Source organism: Streptomyces sp. NPDC098781 (genome assembly GCF_044759995.1).
Classification (GTDB): Bacteria; Actinomycetota; Actinomycetes; order Streptomycetales; family Streptomycetaceae; genus Streptomyces.
Genome location: NZ_JBIWAK010000004.1, coordinates 318,178 through 337,780 on the forward strand (window position 1 = coordinate 318,178; position 19,603 = coordinate 337,780).

13 protein-coding genes are annotated in these 19,603 nt (G+C 70.2%); 9 read left to right on the forward strand and 4 right to left on the reverse strand.

The features are described 5' to 3' along the window. Window positions 1–213: 213 nt before the first annotated feature. The 5 genes from ACIQWG_RS18330 to glgB all read left to right on the forward strand — a co-directional run bounded on the left by ACIQWG_RS18330 (window position 214) and on the right by glgB (window position 9,733). Complete coding sequence (locus tag ACIQWG_RS18330) at window positions 214–1,416, forward strand: S8 family peptidase (RefSeq protein ID WP_404096502.1); 1,203 nt, start codon at window positions 214–216, stop codon at window positions 1,414–1,416. Between the two features lie 262 nt (window positions 1,417–1,678). Then, window positions 1,679–3,808, forward strand: a complete 2,130-nt coding sequence (locus ACIQWG_RS18335; RefSeq protein WP_404096504.1) for an alpha-1,4-glucan--maltose-1-phosphate maltosyltransferase — start codon at window positions 1,679–1,681, stop codon at window positions 3,806–3,808. Window positions 3,809–3,813: 5 nt separating this feature from the next. Beyond that, window positions 3,814–5,514 carry a maltose alpha-D-glucosyltransferase gene (treS, locus tag ACIQWG_RS18340; protein ID WP_404096506.1) on the forward strand — a complete coding sequence of 567 codons (1,701 nt, stop codon included), beginning with the start codon at window positions 3,814–3,816 and terminating at the stop codon, window positions 5,512–5,514. A gap of 83 nt (window positions 5,515–5,597) precedes the next feature. Continuing rightward, the gene (locus ACIQWG_RS18345; protein ID WP_404096508.1) at window positions 5,598–7,043 is read left to right on the forward strand and encodes a maltokinase; all 1,446 of its coding nucleotides are present in this window, start codon (window positions 5,598–5,600) and stop codon (window positions 7,041–7,043) included. Continuing rightward, window positions 7,040–9,733 carry a 1,4-alpha-glucan branching enzyme gene (gene glgB / locus ACIQWG_RS18350; protein WP_404096510.1) on the forward strand — a complete coding sequence of 898 codons (2,694 nt, stop codon included), beginning with the start codon at window positions 7,040–7,042 and terminating at the stop codon, window positions 9,731–9,733. Before ACIQWG_RS18345 ends, glgB begins: the two co-directional genes overlap by 4 nt. 61 nt (window positions 9,734–9,794) lie before the next feature. Here glgB and ACIQWG_RS18355 read toward each other — a convergent pair whose 3' ends face one another. From ACIQWG_RS18355 to ACIQWG_RS18370, 4 genes are all read right to left on the reverse strand, one after another. Continuing rightward, complete coding sequence (locus ACIQWG_RS18355; RefSeq protein ID WP_404096512.1) at window positions 9,795–12,005, reverse strand: HelD family protein; 2,211 nt, start codon at window positions 12,003–12,005, stop codon at window positions 9,795–9,797. Between the two features lie 180 nt (window positions 12,006–12,185). Continuing rightward, a complete protein-coding gene (locus tag ACIQWG_RS18360; protein ID WP_404096514.1) occupies window positions 12,186–12,518 on the reverse strand; it encodes a thioredoxin family protein in 333 nt (110 codons plus the stop codon). Continuing rightward, on the reverse strand, window positions 12,515–12,901 hold the full coding sequence (locus tag ACIQWG_RS18365) for a MerR family transcriptional regulator (protein ID WP_404096515.1): 387 nt from the start codon (window positions 12,899–12,901) through the stop codon (window positions 12,515–12,517). Before ACIQWG_RS18365 ends, ACIQWG_RS18360 begins: the two co-directional genes overlap by 4 nt. 113 nt (window positions 12,902–13,014) lie before the next feature. Further along, entirely contained in the window at window positions 13,015–14,400 is a 1,386-nt protein-coding gene (locus tag ACIQWG_RS18370) for a cation:dicarboxylate symporter family transporter (RefSeq protein WP_404096518.1), read from the reverse strand. A gap of 199 nt (window positions 14,401–14,599) precedes the next feature. On the opposite strand from ACIQWG_RS18370, the gene ACIQWG_RS18375 reads away from it, so the two are divergent. From ACIQWG_RS18375 to ACIQWG_RS18390, 4 genes are all read left to right on the forward strand, one after another. Continuing rightward, a complete protein-coding gene (locus tag ACIQWG_RS18375; protein WP_404096520.1) occupies window positions 14,600–16,363 on the forward strand; it encodes an ATP-binding protein in 1,764 nt (587 codons plus the stop codon). Continuing rightward, window positions 16,360–17,064: a response regulator gene (locus ACIQWG_RS18380; protein WP_404096523.1), complete on the forward strand. Its 705-nt coding sequence runs from the start codon at window positions 16,360–16,362 to the stop codon at window positions 17,062–17,064. The genes ACIQWG_RS18375 and ACIQWG_RS18380 overlap by 4 nt, the downstream gene beginning before the upstream one ends. A 172-nt stretch (window positions 17,065–17,236) precedes the next feature. Further along, window positions 17,237–18,607, forward strand: a complete 1,371-nt coding sequence (locus ACIQWG_RS18385; protein ID WP_404096526.1) for an extracellular solute-binding protein — start codon at window positions 17,237–17,239, stop codon at window positions 18,605–18,607. A 34-nt stretch (window positions 18,608–18,641) separates the two neighbouring features. Continuing rightward, on the forward strand, window positions 18,642–19,598 hold the full coding sequence (locus ACIQWG_RS18390; protein WP_404096528.1) for a carbohydrate ABC transporter permease: 957 nt from the start codon (window positions 18,642–18,644) through the stop codon (window positions 19,596–19,598). Window positions 19,599–19,603: the final 5 nt, after the last annotated feature.

Genomic DNA, 19,603 nt, shown 5'->3' on the forward strand with positions numbered 1-19,603 from the left:
CTGTCAAGCAGCTAGGAGCGGAGCACGTACGTCCGAAAAACGCCGCAACCCTTGCGGATCTCCCATGGCGGATATGGCTGATTCCGCCCCCGTAGGCCTTCTTGTGGCGACTTCTCACGTCACGAGAGGGTGACAGATGGCGTACCGGCCACGCCGGGTGCACCCGGCGAACGACGGCCGCCGTGCGCCGAGTTGAGGAGGGGAACTCACACCATGGCACGGACGCGCACACGGCGTCTGCGCCGGGCAGCCGGGCTGACCGCGGTGACCTGCGTCGCCGCGCTCTCGGCCACGACCTTGCCCGCGCACGCCGCACCGGAGGGGCGGATACTCGGCGCCGGAGAACCCGGCTCCGTCAGCGGCAGTTACCTCGTGACACTCAAGGGGGGAACGAAGGCTCCGTCGGCGGCCGGAAAAGGCCTGGCCGAGAAGTACGGGGCGAAAATAAGCCACACCTACGGCACGGTTCTCAACGGCTACGCCATCCGGGCCGACGCGAGACAGGCGAAACGGCTCGCGGCCGACCCCAGAGTCGCCTCGGTCGTCCAGGACACCCGCGTGGCCCTGGAGCACACCCAGAAGAACCCGCCGTCCTGGGGCCTGGACCGCATCGATCAGGCCAATCTTCCACTGAGCAAGAGCTACACCTGGCCCGAGTCCGCGGGCGCCGGGGTGACGGTGTACGTCATCGACACCGGCATCCGTGTCTCGCACAAGGACTTCGGCGGCCGGGCGAGCTACGGCTGGGACTTCGTGGGCGACGACAGAACGGCGAGCGACGGCAACGGCCACGGCACCCACGTCGCCGCCACCATCGCGGGCCGGCAGTACGGCGTGGCCAAGAAAGCCAAGGTCGTGGCCGTGCGGGTGCTCGACAACTCCGGCGCCGGCAGCACCGCAGACGTCATCGCGGGCATCGACTGGGTGACCCGGCACGCGAAGAAGCCGGCGGTCGCGAACGTCAGTCTCGGGGGGTACCGCAACACCCAGTTGGACGCCGCCGTACGCAACTCCATAGCGTCCGGAGTCACCTACACGGTGGCCGCAGGCAACGACGGGCTCCCCGCGGGCCTGTACTCCCCCGCGGCGGTGAAGGAGGCCATCACCGTCGGCGCCACCGACCAGCGGGACGCGAGGGCCGGCTTCTCCAACTTCGGCCCGGCGCTGGACCTGTTCGCCCCGGGCGTAGGGATCACCTCGGCGTCGTACGCGAGCGACACCGGCAAGGCGACCTACTCCGGTACGTCGATGGCGTCACCGCACGTCGCGGGCGTGGCCGCGCTCTATCTGGCCGACCGTCGCAAGGCGTCGCCCGCACAGGTGTCCAAGGCGCTCGTGGCACAGGCCGGGTCCGGAAAGGTCTCCGGCCGCGGGCTCGGCTCACCGGACAAACTCTTGCGGGTTCCGGGCCCGTAGCGTCCTCTTCACGGCCAGTTGCGGACACCGGCCCCGTTCCCGAGGAACGGGGCCGGTCTTGTGCGTAGACATACGCGTGAGTAGTTAACAAAGTGCCGGATTGCCCACCCGAATAGGGTGGGAAGGCTCCTCCCCGGTACACCCCACCCGTGCGCCCCCGGGCGCACACCACGCGGCGGAGCCGCAGTTCGACCCAGCACCACGCAGGACCAACCTCCCCACAGCCATCCGCCCACCCAAGATGACGCGGACAGGAGCGGTCATGCCCGCCATGCACCACCAGTCGTCCTCACCCCCGACGCCCCGCACCGACGCAACCCCGGCCCCGCGCGCCACCGCCGCCGACCACGGACCGCCCGCTCCGGAGCGACCCTCCGCGACCGACGCGGCCGGAGGTGTCGGGCGCATACCGGTTCTCGACGTCCGCCCGATCGTCCAGCACGGGCGCAGGCCCGCGAAGGCGGTGACCGGTGAGACCTTCGAGATCTCGGCGACCGTGTTCCGCGAAGGACACGACGCCGTGGCCGCCGATGTCGTACTGACCGACCCGGACGGCCGTCCGGGCCCCTGGACCCCGATGCGTGAACTCGCCCCCGGCACCGACCGCTGGGGCGCCGACGTCACCGCCGGTGCGCCGGGTCACTGGACCTACCGGGTGGAGGCGTGGGGCGACCCCGTCAGCACCTGGCGGCACCACGCCCAGATCAAGATCCCGGCCGGGATGGACACCGACCTGGTGCTGGAGGAGGGCGCGCGGCTGTACGAACGCGCCGCCGCCGGAGTACCCGAGAGCGAGGGGCGGCAGGTGATCGCCGCCGCGGTGGAGGCGCTGCGGGACGAAAGCCGCCCGGCCGCCTGGCGGTTGGCGGCGGCGCTGACGCCCAAGGTCGACGCCGTATTGGGCCGGTATCCGCTGCGCGATCCGGTCTCCGCGTCGGATCCGTTGCCGCTGCTGGTGGAGCGTGAACGCGCCCTGTACGGCTCCTGGTACGAGTTCTTCCCCCGCTCCGAGGGGACGGCCGCCCAGCCGCACGGCACCTTCGAGACCGCCGCGCGCCGGCTCCCGGCGATCGCCGCGATGGGCTTCGACGTCGTCTACCTCCCGCCGATCCACCCGATCGGCACCACCTTCCGCAAGGGCCCCAACAACACCCTCTCCGCCGGCCCCGACGACGTCGGCGTGCCCTGGGCCATCGGCTCCCCCGAGGGCGGCCACGACGCCGTCCACCCCGACCTGGGCACCCTCGACGACTTCGACCGCTTCGTCGCCAGGGCGGGCGAGCTGGGCCTGGAGATCGCCCTGGACTTCGCCCTCCAGTGCTCCCCGGACCACCCCTGGGTCGACAAACACCCCGAGTGGTTCCACCACCGGCCCGACGGCACCATCGCCTACGCCGAGAACCCGCCGAAGAAGTACCAGGACATCTACCCCATCGCCTTCGACGCCGACATGGACGGCCTGATCACCGAGACCCTGCGCGTCCTGCGGCACTGGATGTCCCACGGCGTGCGGATCTTCCGCGTCGACAACCCGCACACCAAACCGGTCGTCTTCTGGCAGCGGGTGATCGCCGACATCAACCGCACCGACCCGGACGTCATCTTCCTGGCCGAGGCCTTCACCCGCCCGGCCATGATGCACACCCTCGCCCAGATCGGCTTCCAGCAGTCCTACACGTACTTCACCTGGCGCAACACCAAGCAGGAACTGACCGAGTACCTCACCGAACTCTCCGGCGAGGCCGCCTCCTACATGCGGCCCAACTTCTTCGCCAACACCCCCGACATCCTGCACGCCTACCTCCAGCAGGGCGGCCGCCCCGCCTTCGAGGTCCGCGCCGTGCTCGCCGCCACCCTCTCCCCGACCTGGGGCCTCTACAGCGGCTACGAACTGTGCGAGAACACCCCCCTGCGCCAGGGCAGCGAGGAATACCTCGACTCGGAGAAGTACCAGATCCGCCCCCGCGACTGGGAAACCACCGACACGATCGCCCCGCTGATCACCCGGCTCAACAGCATCCGCCGGGAGAATCCGGCCCTGCGGCAGCTCCGCGACCTCCACTTCCACGACGCGGACCAGGAAGCGGTGATCGCGTACTCGAAGCGGGAGGGCTCGAACACGGTTCTGGTGGTCGCCAACCTCGACCCTCACCACACCCAGGAGGCCACGGTCTCGTTGGACATGCCGCAACTCGGCCTGGACTGGCACGAGTCGGTACCGGTGCGCGACGAGCTCACCGGCGAGACCTATCACTGGGGCAGGGCCAACTATGTGCGCCTTCTGCCTGGCGGCGCGCATGTGCTTGTCGTCGGCTGGGGGTCCGGGGGTTATCCCCCGGATGGGCACAGCCGTGTTCTGCGACCGTCCACCCCGCAGATCGGAGGGTCTTGAGCGTCATGACCGTCAACGAGCCCGTGCTGGACACCTTCGAGGACACCCCTGCCAAGGATCGTGACCCCGACTGGTTCAAGCGTGCCGTCTTCTACGAGGTCCTGGTCCGCTCCTTCCAGGACAGCAACGGCGACGGCGTCGGCGACCTCAAGGGCCTGACCGCCAAACTCGACTACCTGCAATGGCTCGGCGTCGACTGCCTGTGGCTGCCGCCCTTCTTCAAATCCCCGCTGCGCGACGGCGGCTACGACGTCTCCGACTACACCTCCGTCCTGCCGGAATTCGGAGACCTCGCCGACTTCGTCGAATTCGTCGACTCCGCCCACCAGCGCGGCATGCGGGTCATCATCGACTTCGTCATGAACCACACCAGCGACCAGCACCCGTGGTTCCAGGAGTCCAGAAAGGACCCCGACGGCCCCTACGGCGACTACTACGTCTGGGCCGACGACGACAAGCAGTACGCCGACGCCCGCATCATCTTCGTCGACACCGAACCCTCCAACTGGACCTACGACCCGGTCCGGGGGCAGTACTTCTTCCACCGCTTCTTCTCCCACCAGCCGGACCTGAACTACGAGAACCCGACCGTGCAGGAGGAGATCCTCTCGGCGCTGAAGTTCTGGCTGGACCTGGGGATCGACGGATTCCGGCTGGACGCGGTGCCGTATCTGTACGCGGAGGACGGCACGAACTGCGAAAACCTTCCGGCGACGCACGAGTTTCTCAAGCGGGTGCGGAAGGAGATCGACGCCCACTACCCGGACACGGTTCTGCTTGCGGAGGCCAACCAGTGGCCGGAGGACGTGGTCGACTACTTCGGTGACTACGCCAGCGGTGGCGACGAATGCCATATGGCGTTCCACTTCCCCGTCATGCCGCGCATCTTCATGGCGGTGCGGAGGGAGTCGAGGTACCCGGTCTCGGAAATCCTCGCGAAGACCCCGGCCATTCCCTCGGGCTGCCAGTGGGGCATCTTCCTGCGCAACCACGACGAGCTGACCCTGGAGATGGTCACCGACGAGGAACGCGACTACATGTGGGCGGAATACGCCAAGGACCCCCGCATGCGCGCCAACATCGGCATCCGCCGACGTCTCGCGCCCCTCCTCGACAACGACCGCAACCAGATCGAGCTGTTCACCGCCCTGCTGCTGTCGCTTCCCGGCTCGCCGATCCTCTACTACGGCGACGAGATCGGCATGGGCGACAACATCTGGCTCGGCGACCGCGACGCGGTGCGCACGCCCATGCAGTGGACCCCGGACCGGAACGCGGGATTCTCTTCGAGCGACCCGGGACGGCTGTATCTGCCGACCATCATGGACCCGGTCTACGGCTACCAGGTGACGAATGTCGAGGCGTCGATGTCCTCGCCGTCCTCTCTCCTGCACTGGACCCGGCGCATGATCGAGATCCGCAAGCAGAACCCGGCGTTCGGACTCGGCTCCTACACCGAGCTCCAGTCGTCGAATCCGGCCGTGATCGCGTTCCTGCGCGAATACGAGGACGATCTCGTCCTGTGCGTGAACAACTTCTCGCGGTTCGCGCAGCCCACGGAACTCGATCTGCGCAGGTTCAACGGCCGACATCCCGTCGAGCTGTTCGGCGGGGTGCGATTCCCGGCCATCGGTGAGCTCCCGTACTTGCTGACGCTCGGGGGCCACGGCTTCTACTGGTTCCGGCTGCGCAAGGACGCCGCCTGACAGCCCGGCGGGGCGGTTTCCACCGCCCCGCCCGGGGCACGCAGAAGTAACACCCCGACCCCCCGGGGAAAGGACGCGACGCCATGTCGGAAGCCGTCACCCGTACCGTCACCGCCCCGCCCGGCCTCCTTGCGTCACTGGATCCACTGCTGCGGGAGTGGCTGCCACGGCAGCGCTGGTTCGCGGGCAAGGGGCGTCCGGTCACCGGATTCACGCTGGTCGCGGCCACCGAACTACTGCCGCCCGGCGGCAAGCTGGGCCTGTACCACCTGCTGGTGCGCGCCCATCAGCCCGTCGCGCCGGTGCCGGGCGCACCCGAGCAGCCCGCCGACTGCTACCAGTTGGTCATAGGCGAGCGCGAGGCGCTGCCGCCCCGGCTGGCGCCCGCGCTGATCGGACACGTGACCGAGGGCCCGCTCACCGGACGCACGGTGTACGACGCCCTCCACGACCCCCGCCCCGCCGACCTGCTCCTCGAAGCCCTGCGCACCGGGGCCCGCATCGGCGCGCTGCGCTTCGAACGGGACGGCGACCAGGAGATCCGGTCCGCCCTGGTCCCGCGCCTGGTCACCTCCGAGCAGTCGAACTCGTCGGTGATCTACGGCGATACGTTCATCCTGAAGCTGTTGCGCCGGGTCGTGCCCGGCGTCAACCCCGACCTGGAGCTGCCGCTCGCCCTGGCCGGGGAGGACTGCGACCGGGTGCCCGCGCCGACCGCGTGGTTCCACGCCGAGCTGGCCGGCGAGTCGTACGTCCTCGGTGTGCTCCAGCCTTTCGTGCAGGGCGCGGCGGACGGCTGGGAGCTGGCGCTGCGCGAGCTGGCCAAGGGCGAGGACTTCGCCGCCGAGGCGCGGGCACTGGGGCGCGCGACCGCCGAGGTGCACACGGCGCTGGCGCGTACGCTGCCGACCGTGACCCTGGGCCACACACAGGTGCAGCAGCTGGTCGACGGCATGGTCGAGCGGCTCGACTCGGCCGCCCAGGCGGTGCCCGCGCTGCGGCCGTACGCGCCGGGTCTGCGTTCCGCCTTCGAGGCGCTGGCCGAACTCGCCGCCGAGGGCTGCACCTGGACCGCCCAGCGCATCCACGGCGATCTGCATCTCGGGCAGTGCCTGCGCTCTCCCGGCGGCCGGTGGTGGCTGATCGACTTCGAGGGCGAGCCGTCGAAGCCGCTGGCCGAGCGGCGGATGCCGCAGCCGCCGGTGCGGGACGTCGCCGGGATGCTGCGCTCCTTCGACTACGCCGCGCACTCCGCCGAACTGCCCCTGCCGGGCTGGGCCGAGGCCTGCCGGGCCGCGTACTGCTCCGGGTACGCGCAGGTCAGCGGCGCCGATCCACGGACCGATCCGGTGCTGTTGCGCGCGTACGAGACCGACAAAGCGATCTACGAGGTCGTCTACGAGGCCCGGCACCGCCCGGACTGGCTCCCGGTGCCGATGGCCGCGATACACCGCCTCGCCGCGGACGCCGGCACCCCCTCTCCCTCGACTCCCCCGACCCCACCTGCGCCTAGGAGGCCCCGCCCGTGACCCCCCGCACCACTCCCTCCAGCGGTTCGGAACCCGAGAACACGGCCGAGCAGTCGGCCGAGAAGACGAGCGTCGCCAAGAGGGCGACGACCAAGGCCGCGGAGGCCGCGGAGGCCGTGCAGAAGGGGACGGCGAAGAAGGCGACGGCGAAGAAGGCCGGGCAGAAGAAGACGGCCGCGAAGAAGACGGCCGCCACGAAGGCTCCGGCGAAGAAGGCGGCCGCCGAGAAGACCGTCGCGAAGAAGGCGGTGACGAAGAAGGCCACCGCGAAGACCGCCGTGTCCAAGGCGACGGCATCCAAGGCGGCAACGTCCAAGGCGGCGGCCAAGGCGACGGCCTCGAAGAGCGCGGCCGGCAAGGCCACCGGGTCGAAGGATTCAGGGGCGAAGGACACCACGACCAAGAAGGCCGCCAAGAGGATTCCCGCGCAGAAGGCGGCGCAGAAGAAGATCCCGGCGCAGAAGGCGGTGCCGAGGCCGGCGGAGCCGGTGGAGGTGGCCGTCTCCCCGGCCCTGGACGCCGGCGACCGCGACCGGCTGCTGGCCGGCACCCACCACGACCCGCACGCCGTCCTCGGCGCGCATCCGGTCCCCGGCGGTGTCGCCTTCCGGGCCTTCCGGCCGTACGCCCTGTCGGTGACCGTGGTCGCGGGGAGCCTGCGGGCCGAACTGCACGACGACGGCGAGGGGTTCTTCTCGGGGCTGCTGCCGCTGCGGGAGGTGCCGGCGGGTTACCGGCTCCTCGTGGAGTACGAGGGCACGGTCCAGGAGACCGAGGACGCCTACCGCCTGCTGCCCGCGCTGGGTGAGCTCGATCTGCATCTGATCGGCGAGGGCCGGCACGAGGAGCTGTGGCGGGCGCTCGGCGCCGAGCCGATGACCCACCAGGGCGTGACCGGCACCCGGTTCACGGTGTGGGCGCCGAACGCGCGGGGTGTGTCCCTGGCCGGCACCTTCAACTTCTGGGACGGCACCGGGTATCCGATGCGCTCGCTCGGCGGCACCGGCGTCTGGGAGCTGTTCGTGCCCGGCATCGGTGAGGGCGAGCTGTACAAGTTCGAGATCACCCGGCCGGACGGCACGAAGACGCTGCGCGCGGATCCGATGGCCCGCCGGACCGAGGCCCCGCCCAACACCTCGTCCGTGGTGTACGCCTCGCGGCACGAGTGGGGCGACGCCCAGTGGCTGGCGCGGCGCGGCTCGGTGCCGACGCACGCGGCGCCGTTCTCGGTGTACGAGGTCCACCTGGCGTCGTGGCGTCCCGGGCTGACGTACCGCCAACTGGCCGAGCAGCTCCCCGCGTACGTCAAGGACCTGGGCTTCACCCATGTCGAGCTGATGCCGGCCGCCGAGCACCCCTTCGGCGGCTCCTGGGGCTACCAGGTCACCGGCTTCTACGCGCCCACGGCCCGGCTCGGCACGCCGGACGACTTCAAGTACCTCGTCGACGCCCTGCACCAGGCCGGGATCGGCGTGCTCATGGACTGGGTGCCGGCGCACTTCCCGCGGGACGACTGGGCGCTGGCCGAGTTCGACGGGCGTCCGCTGTACGAGCACGAGGATCCGCTGAAGTCCGCGCATCCCGACTGGGGCACGCTGGAGTTCGACTTCGGCCGGCGCGAGGTGCGCAACTTCCTGGTCGCCAACGCGCTGTACTGGTGCGAGGAGTTCCACATCGACGGGCTGCGGGTGGACGCCGTCGCCTCGATGCTCTACCTCGACTACTCGCGTGAGCCGGGGCAGTGGGTGCCGAACGAGCACGGCGGGCGGGAGAACCTCGACGCGGTGGCGTTCCTCCAGGAGATGAACGCGACCGTGTACCGCCGGGTGCCGGGGGTCGTGACGATCGCGGAGGAGTCCACGGCCTGGGACGGCGTGACCCGCCCGACGCATGTGGCGGGCCCGGGGGGCTTCGGCGGGCTGGGCTTCGGGCTGAAGTGGAACATGGGCTGGATGCACGACTCGCTGGAGTACATGGCGAAGGAGCCGGTGCACCGCAAGTACCACCATAACGAGATGACGTTCTCGATGGTGTACGCGTACAGCGAGAACTACGTCCTGCCCATCTCCCACGACGAGGTGGTGCACGGCAAGCGGTCGCTGGTGTCGAAGATGCCGGGCGACTGGTGGCAGCAGCGCGCCAACCTCCGCGCGTACCTGGCCTTCATGTGGGCCCACCCGGGCAAGCAACTGCTCTTCATGGGGCAGGAGTTCGCGCAGGGCGCCGAGTGGTCGGAGGCGCACGGGCCGGACTGGTGGCTGCTGGACCCGGCGTACGGGGCGGAGCCGGACCACCGAGGGGTGCGGGACCTGGTCCGCGACCTGAACACGGTCTACCGGCATACGCCGGCGCTGTGGCAGCGGGACACCGATCCGTCCGGGTTCCAGTGGGTGGTGGGTGACGCGGCCGACGACAACGTCTTCGCGTTCCTGCGCTTCGACGCGGAGCGGGCGCCGCTGCTGGCGGTGTCGAATCTGTCGCCGGTCGTGCGCGACGACTACCGCCTCGGTGTCCCCGACGACATCCCGGCCTGGCACGAGACGCTGAACACCGACGCGGCGCGGTACGGCGGCGGCGACGTCGTCAACCCCGACCCCCTCAAGCCCGAGCCCCAGCCCTGGCACGGCCGCCCTGCGAGCATCCGGCTGACCCTGCCGCCGCTGGCGACGGTGTGGCTGCGTCCGGCCTAGGAGGGCGCCGCCTCAAGCGCCGGACGGGCTGAACCGGTCACCCGTCCGGCGCTTCGGAGCGTCACCCCAGGCCACGCGGCAGTCGGCCCGTGTGCAGCACGCCGAGCCGCTGTGTCGCCCGGGTCAGCGCCACATACAGGTCGCTCGTGCCGTACAGGCCCGGCTCCACCACCAGAACCGAGTCGAACTCCAGGCCCTTCGACTGACGCGGGTCGAGGAGGACGACGCTCTTCGTGAGGTCGGGTTCCGTGTCGGCCGTGACGTCGTCGAGACGTGCGGCCAGCCTGCGGTGCAGATGGCGGGGTGCGATCACCGCGAGCCGGCCCTCGGTGGGGGTGAGCTCACCGACGGCCTTGGCGACGGCGTCCGGCAGGTCGTCGGTGGCGCGCACCCAGGGCCGTACCCCGGTCGAGCGAACCGAACTCGGCGGTTCGAAGTCCGGGTGCTCCGCCCGCACGACCGCCGCCGCCAGGTCCATGATCTCGACCGGTGTGCGGTAGTTGACTCCGAGGCGAGTGTGCTCCCAGCGGTCCTCGACGTACGGCTGGAGGATCTGCCGCCAGGAGCCGACGCCCGCCGCCTCCGCGGTCTGGGCCGGGTCGCCCACCAGCGTCATCGAGCGGGTGGGGCTGCGCCGCATCAGCAGCCGCCAGGCCATCGGCGACAGTTCCTGCGCCTCGTCGACGATGATGTGCCCGAACGCCCAGGTGCGGTCCGCCGCCGCCCGCTCGGCCGCGCTGCGGTGGTCGTCCTCCTCCTGGCGTTCCGCGAAGCGCTCGGCGTCGATGATGTCGTGCGCGGAGAGGATCTCGCTGTCCTCGTCCTCCTTGTCGTCGAACTCGTAGGTGCGCGAGGCGTACGACACGTCCAGCACGCCCTGCGCGTACGCGACCTGCGTCTCCCGTTCGCGTTCCGCCCGCGCCCGGACCAGCCGGTCGTCCTCGCCGAGCAGTTCCGCCGCCTCGTCCAGCAGCGGTACGTCCGCGACGGTCCACTCCCGGGTCACGGGCCGGCGGACGGCGGCGGCGTCCTCGTCGGGGAGGTAGCCGACCGGGTCGGCGAGGAAGTCGGCGACCAGGCGCTGCGGGGTCAGCCGCGGCCACAACTGGTCGATGGCCGCCCACACTTCGGGGTTGTCGGCGATCTCGTCGCGGATCTGGGTGATGTCGCTGGGGTCGAGGAGGCTGCTGCCGTCGTAGGGGTCGGTGCCGACCCGCTCGGCGTACAGCTCGGTGAGCGTGTTGAGGATGTGCCCCTCGAAGTGTTCGCGGGCCGCGTTGTGCTGGAGCTTCGCGGCCCGGGTGCGCTCACGGGCGACCCGTACCAGGTCGTCGTCGAGCATCAGTACCTCGCGGTCGTGCTGGATCGCGATCACCGGATCGGGCAGCGCCTGCCAGTCGCGTACGACTTCGGCGAGCACGTCGGCCATGTCGGCCCGGCCCTTCACCGCGGCCGCCGCGCGCGAGTCGGTGGCCGTCGCCCGCACGCCGGGGAACAGTTCGCCGACCGTGGCGAGCAGCACGCCCGTCTCGCCCAGCGAGGGCAGCACCTCGCCGATGTAGCCGAGGAAGGCGGGGTTGGGGCCGACGATCAGGACCGCGCGCCGGGCGAGCAGTTCGCGGTGCTCGTAGAGGAGATAGGCGGCTCGGTGCAGGGCGACCGCGGTCTTGCCGGTGCCCGGACCGCCTTCCACCACCAGCACCCCGCGGTGCGGTGCCCGGATGATCTCGTCCTGCTCGGCCTGGATGGTCTGCACGATGTCGCTCATCCGGCCCGTGCGCGCGGAGTTCAGCGCGGCGAGCAGCACGGCGTCACCGGTCGGGTCCTCGTGGCCGGTCCGCTCCTGGTCGCCGAGGTCCAGGATCTCGTCGTGCAGGGCGGTGACCGCACGGCCGCTGGTGGTGATGTGCCGCCTGCGCCTGAGGCCCATCGGGGTGTGGCCGGTGGCCAGGTAGAAGGGGCGGGCGACGTCGGCGCGCCAGTCGATCAGGATCGGGGTGCGCTCGGCGTCCTCGGTGCGCAGCCCGATCCGGCCGATGTGGTGGGTGACGCCGGAGGCGAGGTCGATGCGGCCGAAGCAGAGCGAGCCGTCGACGGCGTTCAGCGCGGCGAGCAGCCCCGAGCGCTCGACGACGAGGATGTCCCGCTCCAGCCGTGCCTGCATGGGCGTGTTGCCTTGGGCGAGCGCGTCCGTGACGGAGTCCTCGGTGTCGCCGCGCAGCGCGTCCACGCGCGCGTACAGACCGTCGATGAATTCCTGTTCGCGACGCAATTCATCGTCTTGAAATTCGGTGTTTGACAATTCCGCTCCCGCCCGGATATACTGTGCTCACTGAACTTCTTCGCGGCTCAATCCACTTGAAGTCGCGAACCATTGAATATACGCAAAGAAATCCCCCGAGCGCAATTGCTCGAGGGATTTTTCTGTATTCCGGTGAGATCGGGAGCCGGCTCAGAGCACGTCGGCCAGCTCCGCCAGCAGCCGCCGCTTGGCCCGCGCCCCCACCATCGACCTGACGGGCTCACCGTCCCGGAAGACCATGAAGGTCGGCATCGACAGCACCTTGTAGGCGTTCGTGGTTAGCGGGTTGCTGTCCACGTCCAGCTGCACCACCTTCAGCCGTTCCCCCTCCTCCGCCGCGAGGGCGCTGAGCACCGGCCCCATCTGCCGGCACGGCGGGCACCAGTCGGCGGTGAACTCCACCAGCACCGGCAGCTCCGCCCCGATCACCTCCGCCTCGAAGTCCGCGTCCGTCACCTCGGCCACGCCCGACGCCTTGATCACAGCTTCTGCCCTCCCAGTTCGCACAACGGTGGCTCCCCTCCGGCCGTCGCCAGCCGTACGCCGATCTCGGCCCGCACGGCCTCCAGCTCGCCGATCAGCACGTCGAGCTCGTCCAGCTTGCGCCGGTAGACCGCGAGCGAGGCGGGACAGGTGTCGCCCTCCGGGTGCCCGGCCCGCAGACACTCCACGAAGGGCCGGGTCTCCTCCAGGTCGAACCCGAAGTCCTGCAACGTCCTGATCTGCCGCAGCAGCTTCAGGTCGTCCTCGTCGTACGTCCGGTACCCGTTGCCGCTGCGCCGCGCGGGCAGCAGCCCGCGCGACTCGTAGTAGCGCAAGGTGCGCGTCGTGGTCCCGGCCCGCGCGGCCAGCTCGCCGATTCGCATGCCTACGAACGTAAGCCTTGACGCCGACGTCAGGGCAAGCGGCGTTCGGAATGACGACAGCCGGACGCCCGGCCCCGGTTCAGGCGGGGCCGGGCGTCCGGAGCGCGCAACGTCTACGCCTTGGCGAGTTCCTTCTCCCCGCCCTGCTCCGGCACCTCGGCCGGGGCGTCGCCGTGGTCGTCCAGCAGCGTCTTCTCGTCGAACGGCAGCTGCCCGGCGAGCACCTGGTCGACGCGCTCGCGGTCGATCTCCTTCGTCCACGTGCCGATCAGGACCGTGGCGACGGCGTTGCCCGCGAAGTTCGTCAGGGCGCGGGCCTCGCTCATGAAGCGGTCGATGCCGACGATGAGGCCGATGCCGTCCACCAGGGCCGGCTTGTGCGACTGGAGGCCGCCCGCGAGCGTGGCCAGGCCGGCGCCCGTCACACCCGCCGCGCCCTTGGAGGCGACCAGCAGGAACAGCAGCAGCGGGATCTGCTCGCCGATCGACATCGGCGTACCCATGGCGTCGGCGATGAACAGGGACGCCATGGTCATGTAGATCATGGTGCCGTCGAGGTTGAAGGAGTAGCCGGTCGGGACGGTGATGCCGACCACCGGCTTGCTGACGCCGAGGTGCTCCATCTTCGCGATGAGGCGCGGCAGCGCCGACTCGGAGGAGGAGGTCGACAGGATCAGCAGGAACTCACGGCCCAGGTACTTGAAGAGGGTGAGGACGTTGAGGCCGGCGACGACCCTCAGCAGCACGCCGAGCACGAGGAAGACGAACAGGAAGCAGGTGACGTAGAAGCCGAGCATCAGCACGGCGAGGCTCTTCAGCGCGTCCAGACCGGCGGAGCCGGTGACGGCGGCGATGGCGCCGAAGGCACCGATGGGGGCGGCCCACATCACCATGGCGAGGATGCGGAAGACCAGTCGCTGGATGTGCTCCACGCCACGCAGGATCGGCTGTCCGGCCGGGCCCATGGCCTGCAACGCGAAGCCGGCGAGCAGGGCGATCAGCAGCGTCTGGAGGACCTCGCCCTCGGTGAAGGCGGAGACGATCGTGGTGGGGATGACGCCGAGCAGGAACTCGGTGGTGTCCTTGGCCTCGGCGTCGACCTGGGCGTGTCCTGCGTCCTTGACGGCGTCGGTGAGCGCGAGGCCGGTGCCCGGCTCCAGGATGTTGCCGACGACGAGACCGATGGCGAGGGCGACCAGGGACATCGCGAGGAAGTAGACCAGCGCGATACCGCCGACCGCACCGACCTTCGCGGCCTTGCGCACCGAGCCGATGCCCAGGACGATCGTGCAGAAGATGATCGGCGAGATCATCATCTTGATCAGGTTCACGAAGCCCGTACCGATGGGCTTCAGCTCGACCGCGAAGTCGGGAGCGGCCAGACCCACGGCGATACCGAGGGCAACCGCGATGATCACCGCGATGTAGAGGTAGTGCGTGCGGTCCCGTTTGGCGACCGGTGCGGCAGGTGCCGTATCGGGGGAACTGGCGGCGGCCACGGCTGCCCTCCTTGACGTCTTCGTCGGTTGACTCACCGGCGTGCGGCTCACGTCCGGGGTGGGGGGTTCGCTGATCGGCTGCCGAGCCCCGGGGGGCGGGGATCGTATTCAGCGATGCGGTGACTATCTCCCGCCATGTGAGGGCGGTCACCCTTCCGTTCATTTAGTTCACCATCAGCCGGCGAGGCAGACTGACGGCATGCGCATCCCCGTCCCGAGACCCCGCAGCCTGGCCGCCCAGCTCTTCGCGATGCAGGCCGTGCTGATCGCGGTGCTCGTGGCCGGGTACGCGGTGTTCACCTACGTCAGCGACCGCGGCCAGGCCGAGGACGCCGCCGGGCGGCAGGCCAAGGCGGTGGCGCAGTCGATCGCCGACGCGCCGTCGGTGCCGGAGGCGATCCGCGGCGCCGACCCCACGGCCGAGCTCCAGCCGTACGCGCTGCGGGTGCAGCGTGACGCCGAGGTCGACTTCGTCACGATCATGAATCCGAAGGGGATCCGCTGGACGCACCCCGACGAGCAGCAGATCGGCCAGCACTTCCGCGGCCACACCGAGCGCGCGCTGCGCGGGGAGCCGTTCACCGAGACGTACACCGGCACGCTCGGTCCGTCCGTCCGGGCGGTCGTGCCGATCTACGCCGGTGGCACGGACCGGGCGCACATCGTGGGGCTGGTCAGCGCGGGCATCCGGGTGGAGGAGATCAGCAAGCGGGTCCAGGAACAGCTGACCGCTCTGATCGGGGTGGCGGCGGGCGCGCTGACGCTGGGCGCGATCGGGACCTACGTCATCAACGCGCGCCTGCGCCGGCACACCCACGGGATGAACGCGGCCGAGCTGAGCCGGATGCACGACTATCACCAGGCGGCGTTGCACGCGGTGCGTGAGGGGCTGCTGATGCTGGACGGGCAGTTCCGGGTGGCGCTGATCAACGACGGCGGCCGGGAGCTGCTCGGGGTGGACGGGGACGTGGTGGGCCGGTCGGTCGCGGAGCTGGGCCTGCCGGCGCCGCTGACGGGGGCACTGCTGGCGTCGGAGCCGAGGGTCGACGAGGTGCATCTCACGGCGGAACGCGTACTGGCGGTGAACACGTCCCCGGTGTCGGGCGGTGAGCGGCGCGGCACGGTGGTGACCCTTCGGGACGTGACCGAACTCCAGTCCCTGATGGGCGAGTTGGACTCCGAGCGAGGCTTCACCCAAGCCCTCCGCTCGCAGGCGCACGAGGCGGCGAACCGCCTGCACACCGTGGTCTCGCTGATCGAGCTGGGGAGGGCCGAGGAAGCCGTCGAGTTCGCGACCGCCGAGCTGGAACTGGCCCAGGCCCTGACCGACCAGGTCGTCGCGGCGGTGAGCGAGCCGGTGCTCGCGGCCCTGCTGCTGGGCAAGACGGCCCAGGCCAACGAGCGGGGCGTGGAGCTGGTCGTGTCGGAGGACAGCCGGCTGGACGACGGCCTGCTGCCGGACCCGCTGCCCGCCCGGGACCTGGTGACGATACTGGGCAACCTCATCGACAACGCCGTGGACGCGGCGCAGGGAAGCGTGGGGGCACGGGTGACGGTGACGGCGTACGCCGAGGGCGGTGAGCTGGTGCTACGGGTCTCCGACACCGGCGCCGGCGTGGACCCCGCCCTCGCCGAGACGGTCTTCCAACGCGGCTTCACCACCAAGCCGGCCGGACCGGGGGGCCGGGGGCTCGGCCTGGCCCTCGTACGCCAGGCGGCGATCCGCCACCACGGGACGCTGTCGGTGACGGAGGCCGACGGGGGTGGAGCGGTTTTCGAGGTGCGGTTGCCGTTGGGGGCGGTTCCGGAGGGCGGGGCCGCACCGGCACGCGAAGCCGGATCCGCGGGCGGCGGCGCTCTCGCAGCCGCGCCGGCGAACGGATCCGTACCCCCCTCCCGATCCGCGTCCCCGGCGTCAGCCACTCCCGCCGAGCGGGCCGTCATTTCGAGAGGTGACGTATGACGACCGGCGAGGGGCAGCAGATTCGGGTGCTGGTCGTGGAGGACGATCCGGTCGCCGCGGACGCGCATGTGATGTACGTCGGGCGGGTGCCCGGGTTCGTCGCGGTCGGCAAGGCGCACACCGGGGCGGAGGCGCGGCGGGCGCTCGACCGAACGCCGGTGGATCTCTTGCTGCTCGACCTGCATCTGCCGGATGTGCACGGGCTCCAGCTGGCCCGGTCGTTGCGGGCGGCGGGACATCACGCCGATGTGATCGCGGTGACGTCGGCCCGGGATCTGGCCGTCGTACGCGAGGGCGTGTCGCTCGGCGTCGTGCAGTACGTGCTGAAGCCGTTCACCTTCGCGACCCTGCGGGACCGGCTCGTGCGATACGCCGAGTTCCACGCGGCGGTCGGTGAGGCGAGCGGACAGGACGAGGTGGACCGGGCCCTCGCCGCGCTGCGCGCACCGGGCCCGGCGGCGCTGCCGAAGGGCCTGAGCGCGCCGACGCTGGAGCGGGTGACCGGCGCGGTGCGGGACGTCGAGGAGGGGCTCACGGCCGCCGGAGTCGCCGAGGCCGTGGGGATCTCGCGGATCACCGCCCGGCGTTATCTGGAGCATCTGGTGGAGGCGGGCAGGGCCGAGCGCGCACCGGTCTACGGCCAGGTCGGGAGGCCGGAGTTGGTGTATCGGTGGGTGCCGGGGGCAGGTATGGGCCGGTAGGAACGGCCGAACGCTCCACCACCTGGGCATCGTCCGGAACACCGGCCGGCGATCCGCCCGTCGATCCGCCCGGCCTCAATCCGGCGCACACGCATTGACCTGACTAGACCACTCCTCTTAGGTTCACCGGGCAGACAACCCCAGGCCACAACGCCGTAGGCCCCAGGAGGTCATGCCCGTGCGCCCCACCGCCGTCCTCCCCGCAGTCCTCGCCCTCGCCGCCGCAGCCACGCTCACCGCCTGTGGCGGCGGTTCCGGCAGTGATCCGGACACCCTCAAGGTCTCCTTCAAGCAGTCCACGGACAACTCCATCAAGGTGATGGACACCTATCTCGCGGACATCAAGAAGCAGTTCGAGAAGGCGAACCCCGGCAAGAAGGTCGAGTTCGTCCCGATCAAGGCCCCGGACTCGGAGTACTACACCAAGCTCCAGCAGATGCTCCGCTCCCCCAAGACCGCCCCGGACCTGGTCTACGAGGACACCTTCCTCATCAACTCGGACATCACCAGCGGGTACTTGAAGCCCCTCGACCCGTACCTCGCCAAGTGGCAGGACTGGGACCGGTTCATCGACACGGCACAGGCCGCGGCCAAGGGCGAGGACGGCAAGACGTACGGCGTCCCGGACGGGACGGACACCCGGGGGCTGTGGTTCAGCAAGGACATCTTCGAGAAGGCCGGCCTGCCCGCCGACTGGCAGCCGAAGACCTGGAACGACGTCCTCGACGCCGCCCGCACCATCAGGGACAAGGTCCCGGACGTCATCCCCCTGAACGTCTACACGGGCAAGCCCGTCGGCGAGGCCGCCACCATGCAGACCTTCGAGATGCTGCTGTACGGCACGAACGACGGCACCAGCGACCCGCTGTACGACAAGGGCACGAAGAAGTGGGTCGCCGGCAGCAAGGGGTTCAAGGACTCCCTCGCCTTCGTCGAGACCGTCTACAAGGAGAAGCTCGGCCCGGACGTCTCCGACGCCCTCGACCCCAACGTCATGACCCGTGTCCGCGGCGAGTGGCTCCCGCAGGGCAAGCTCGCCATCGCCCTCGACGGCTCCTGGCTCCCGCAGGACTGGCTGGCCGGCAGCGGCCACGAATGGCCCGAGTGGTCCGACGAACTCGGTCTCGCCGCCATGCCCACCCAGAACGGCCAGGCCCCCGGCAAGGTGAGCATGTCCGGCGGCTGGACCTGGTCCATCCCGGCCAAGGCGGGCAACCCGGACCTGGCCTTCGAGTTCATCAAGACGATGCAGACGAAGGCGAACGCCCAGAAGTGGTACGTCGCCAACTCCGGCATCGCCGTGCGCAAGGACGTCGCGAGCGACCCCGCCTACGTCGAGGCGCAGCCCGGCATCAAGTTCTTCACCGATCTCGTCGCGAGCACGCACTACCGTCCCGCCTTCCCGGCGTACCCGAAGGTCTCGACGGCCGTACAGGAGGCGATGGAAGGCGTGACGACGGGTGACATGTCGGTCGAGGAAGCGGCGAAGGGGTACGACGAGGAGCTGAAGTCCGCGACGGACGACCAGGTGATCGAGAAGTGACCGACGGCTTCAGCGCGGACCGGGGCGCGTGCACATGACCGCCGAGGCACCGCACGCGGCGGCGGGCCCGGGGAACCTCAAATCCCCTGCGGGCCCGCCGGCTTCCCGCCCCGCGGGCCGCAGGCCGGCTCCGTGGCTGCGTACGCTCACCCGAGCCCTGCCCGTCTCCCCCGCCGTCGTCCTGCTGCTGCTCTTCCTCGCCGGGCCCATCGCCTACTGCGCCTACATCGCCTTCACCGACCTCCAGCTCACCGGCCAGGCCGAGGAGTCGTTCGTCGGCTTCGACAACTTCCGTACGGCGTTCGGTGACGAGGCATTCCTCAACGCGGTCTGGCTCACCCTGGTCTTCACCGTCGTCTCGGCCCTGGTCGGCCAGAACACCCTGGGCCTGGGCCTGGCCCTGCTCATGCAACGCGCCTCGAAGCCGGTCCGCACCCTCACCGGCGGCATCGTCATCACGGCGTGGGTCCTGCCGGAGGTCGTCGCCGGCTTTCTGCTGTACGCCTTCTTCCGGCGCGAGGGCACCCTGAACGCCATCCTGGACTGGCTCCATCTGCCCAGCCAGAACTGGCTGTTCACGCTGCCGATCCTGGCGGTGTCGTTCGCGAACGTGTGGCGCGGCACGGCCTTCTCGATGCTGGTCTACACGGCGGCGCTGGCCGAGATCCCCAAGGAGGTCACCGAGGCGGCCCAGGTCGACGGCGCCGGCGGCTGGCGCCGCACGTGGCACATCACGCTCCCGATGATCCGCCGCTCCATCGGCACCAATCTGATGCTGATCACCCTTCAGACGCTGTCCGTCTTCGGGCTCATCTGGGTGATGACGAGGGGCGGTCCGGGCGGCAAGAGCCAGACGCTGCCGCTGTTCATGTACGAGGAGGCGTTCCAGAAGAGCATGATCGGCTACGGCACGGCGGTCGCCCTGCTGCTCCTGGTGGTGGGGTCGCTGTTCTCGGTGGTCTATCTGCGTCTGCTGCGAACGGAGGTCTGACGCGC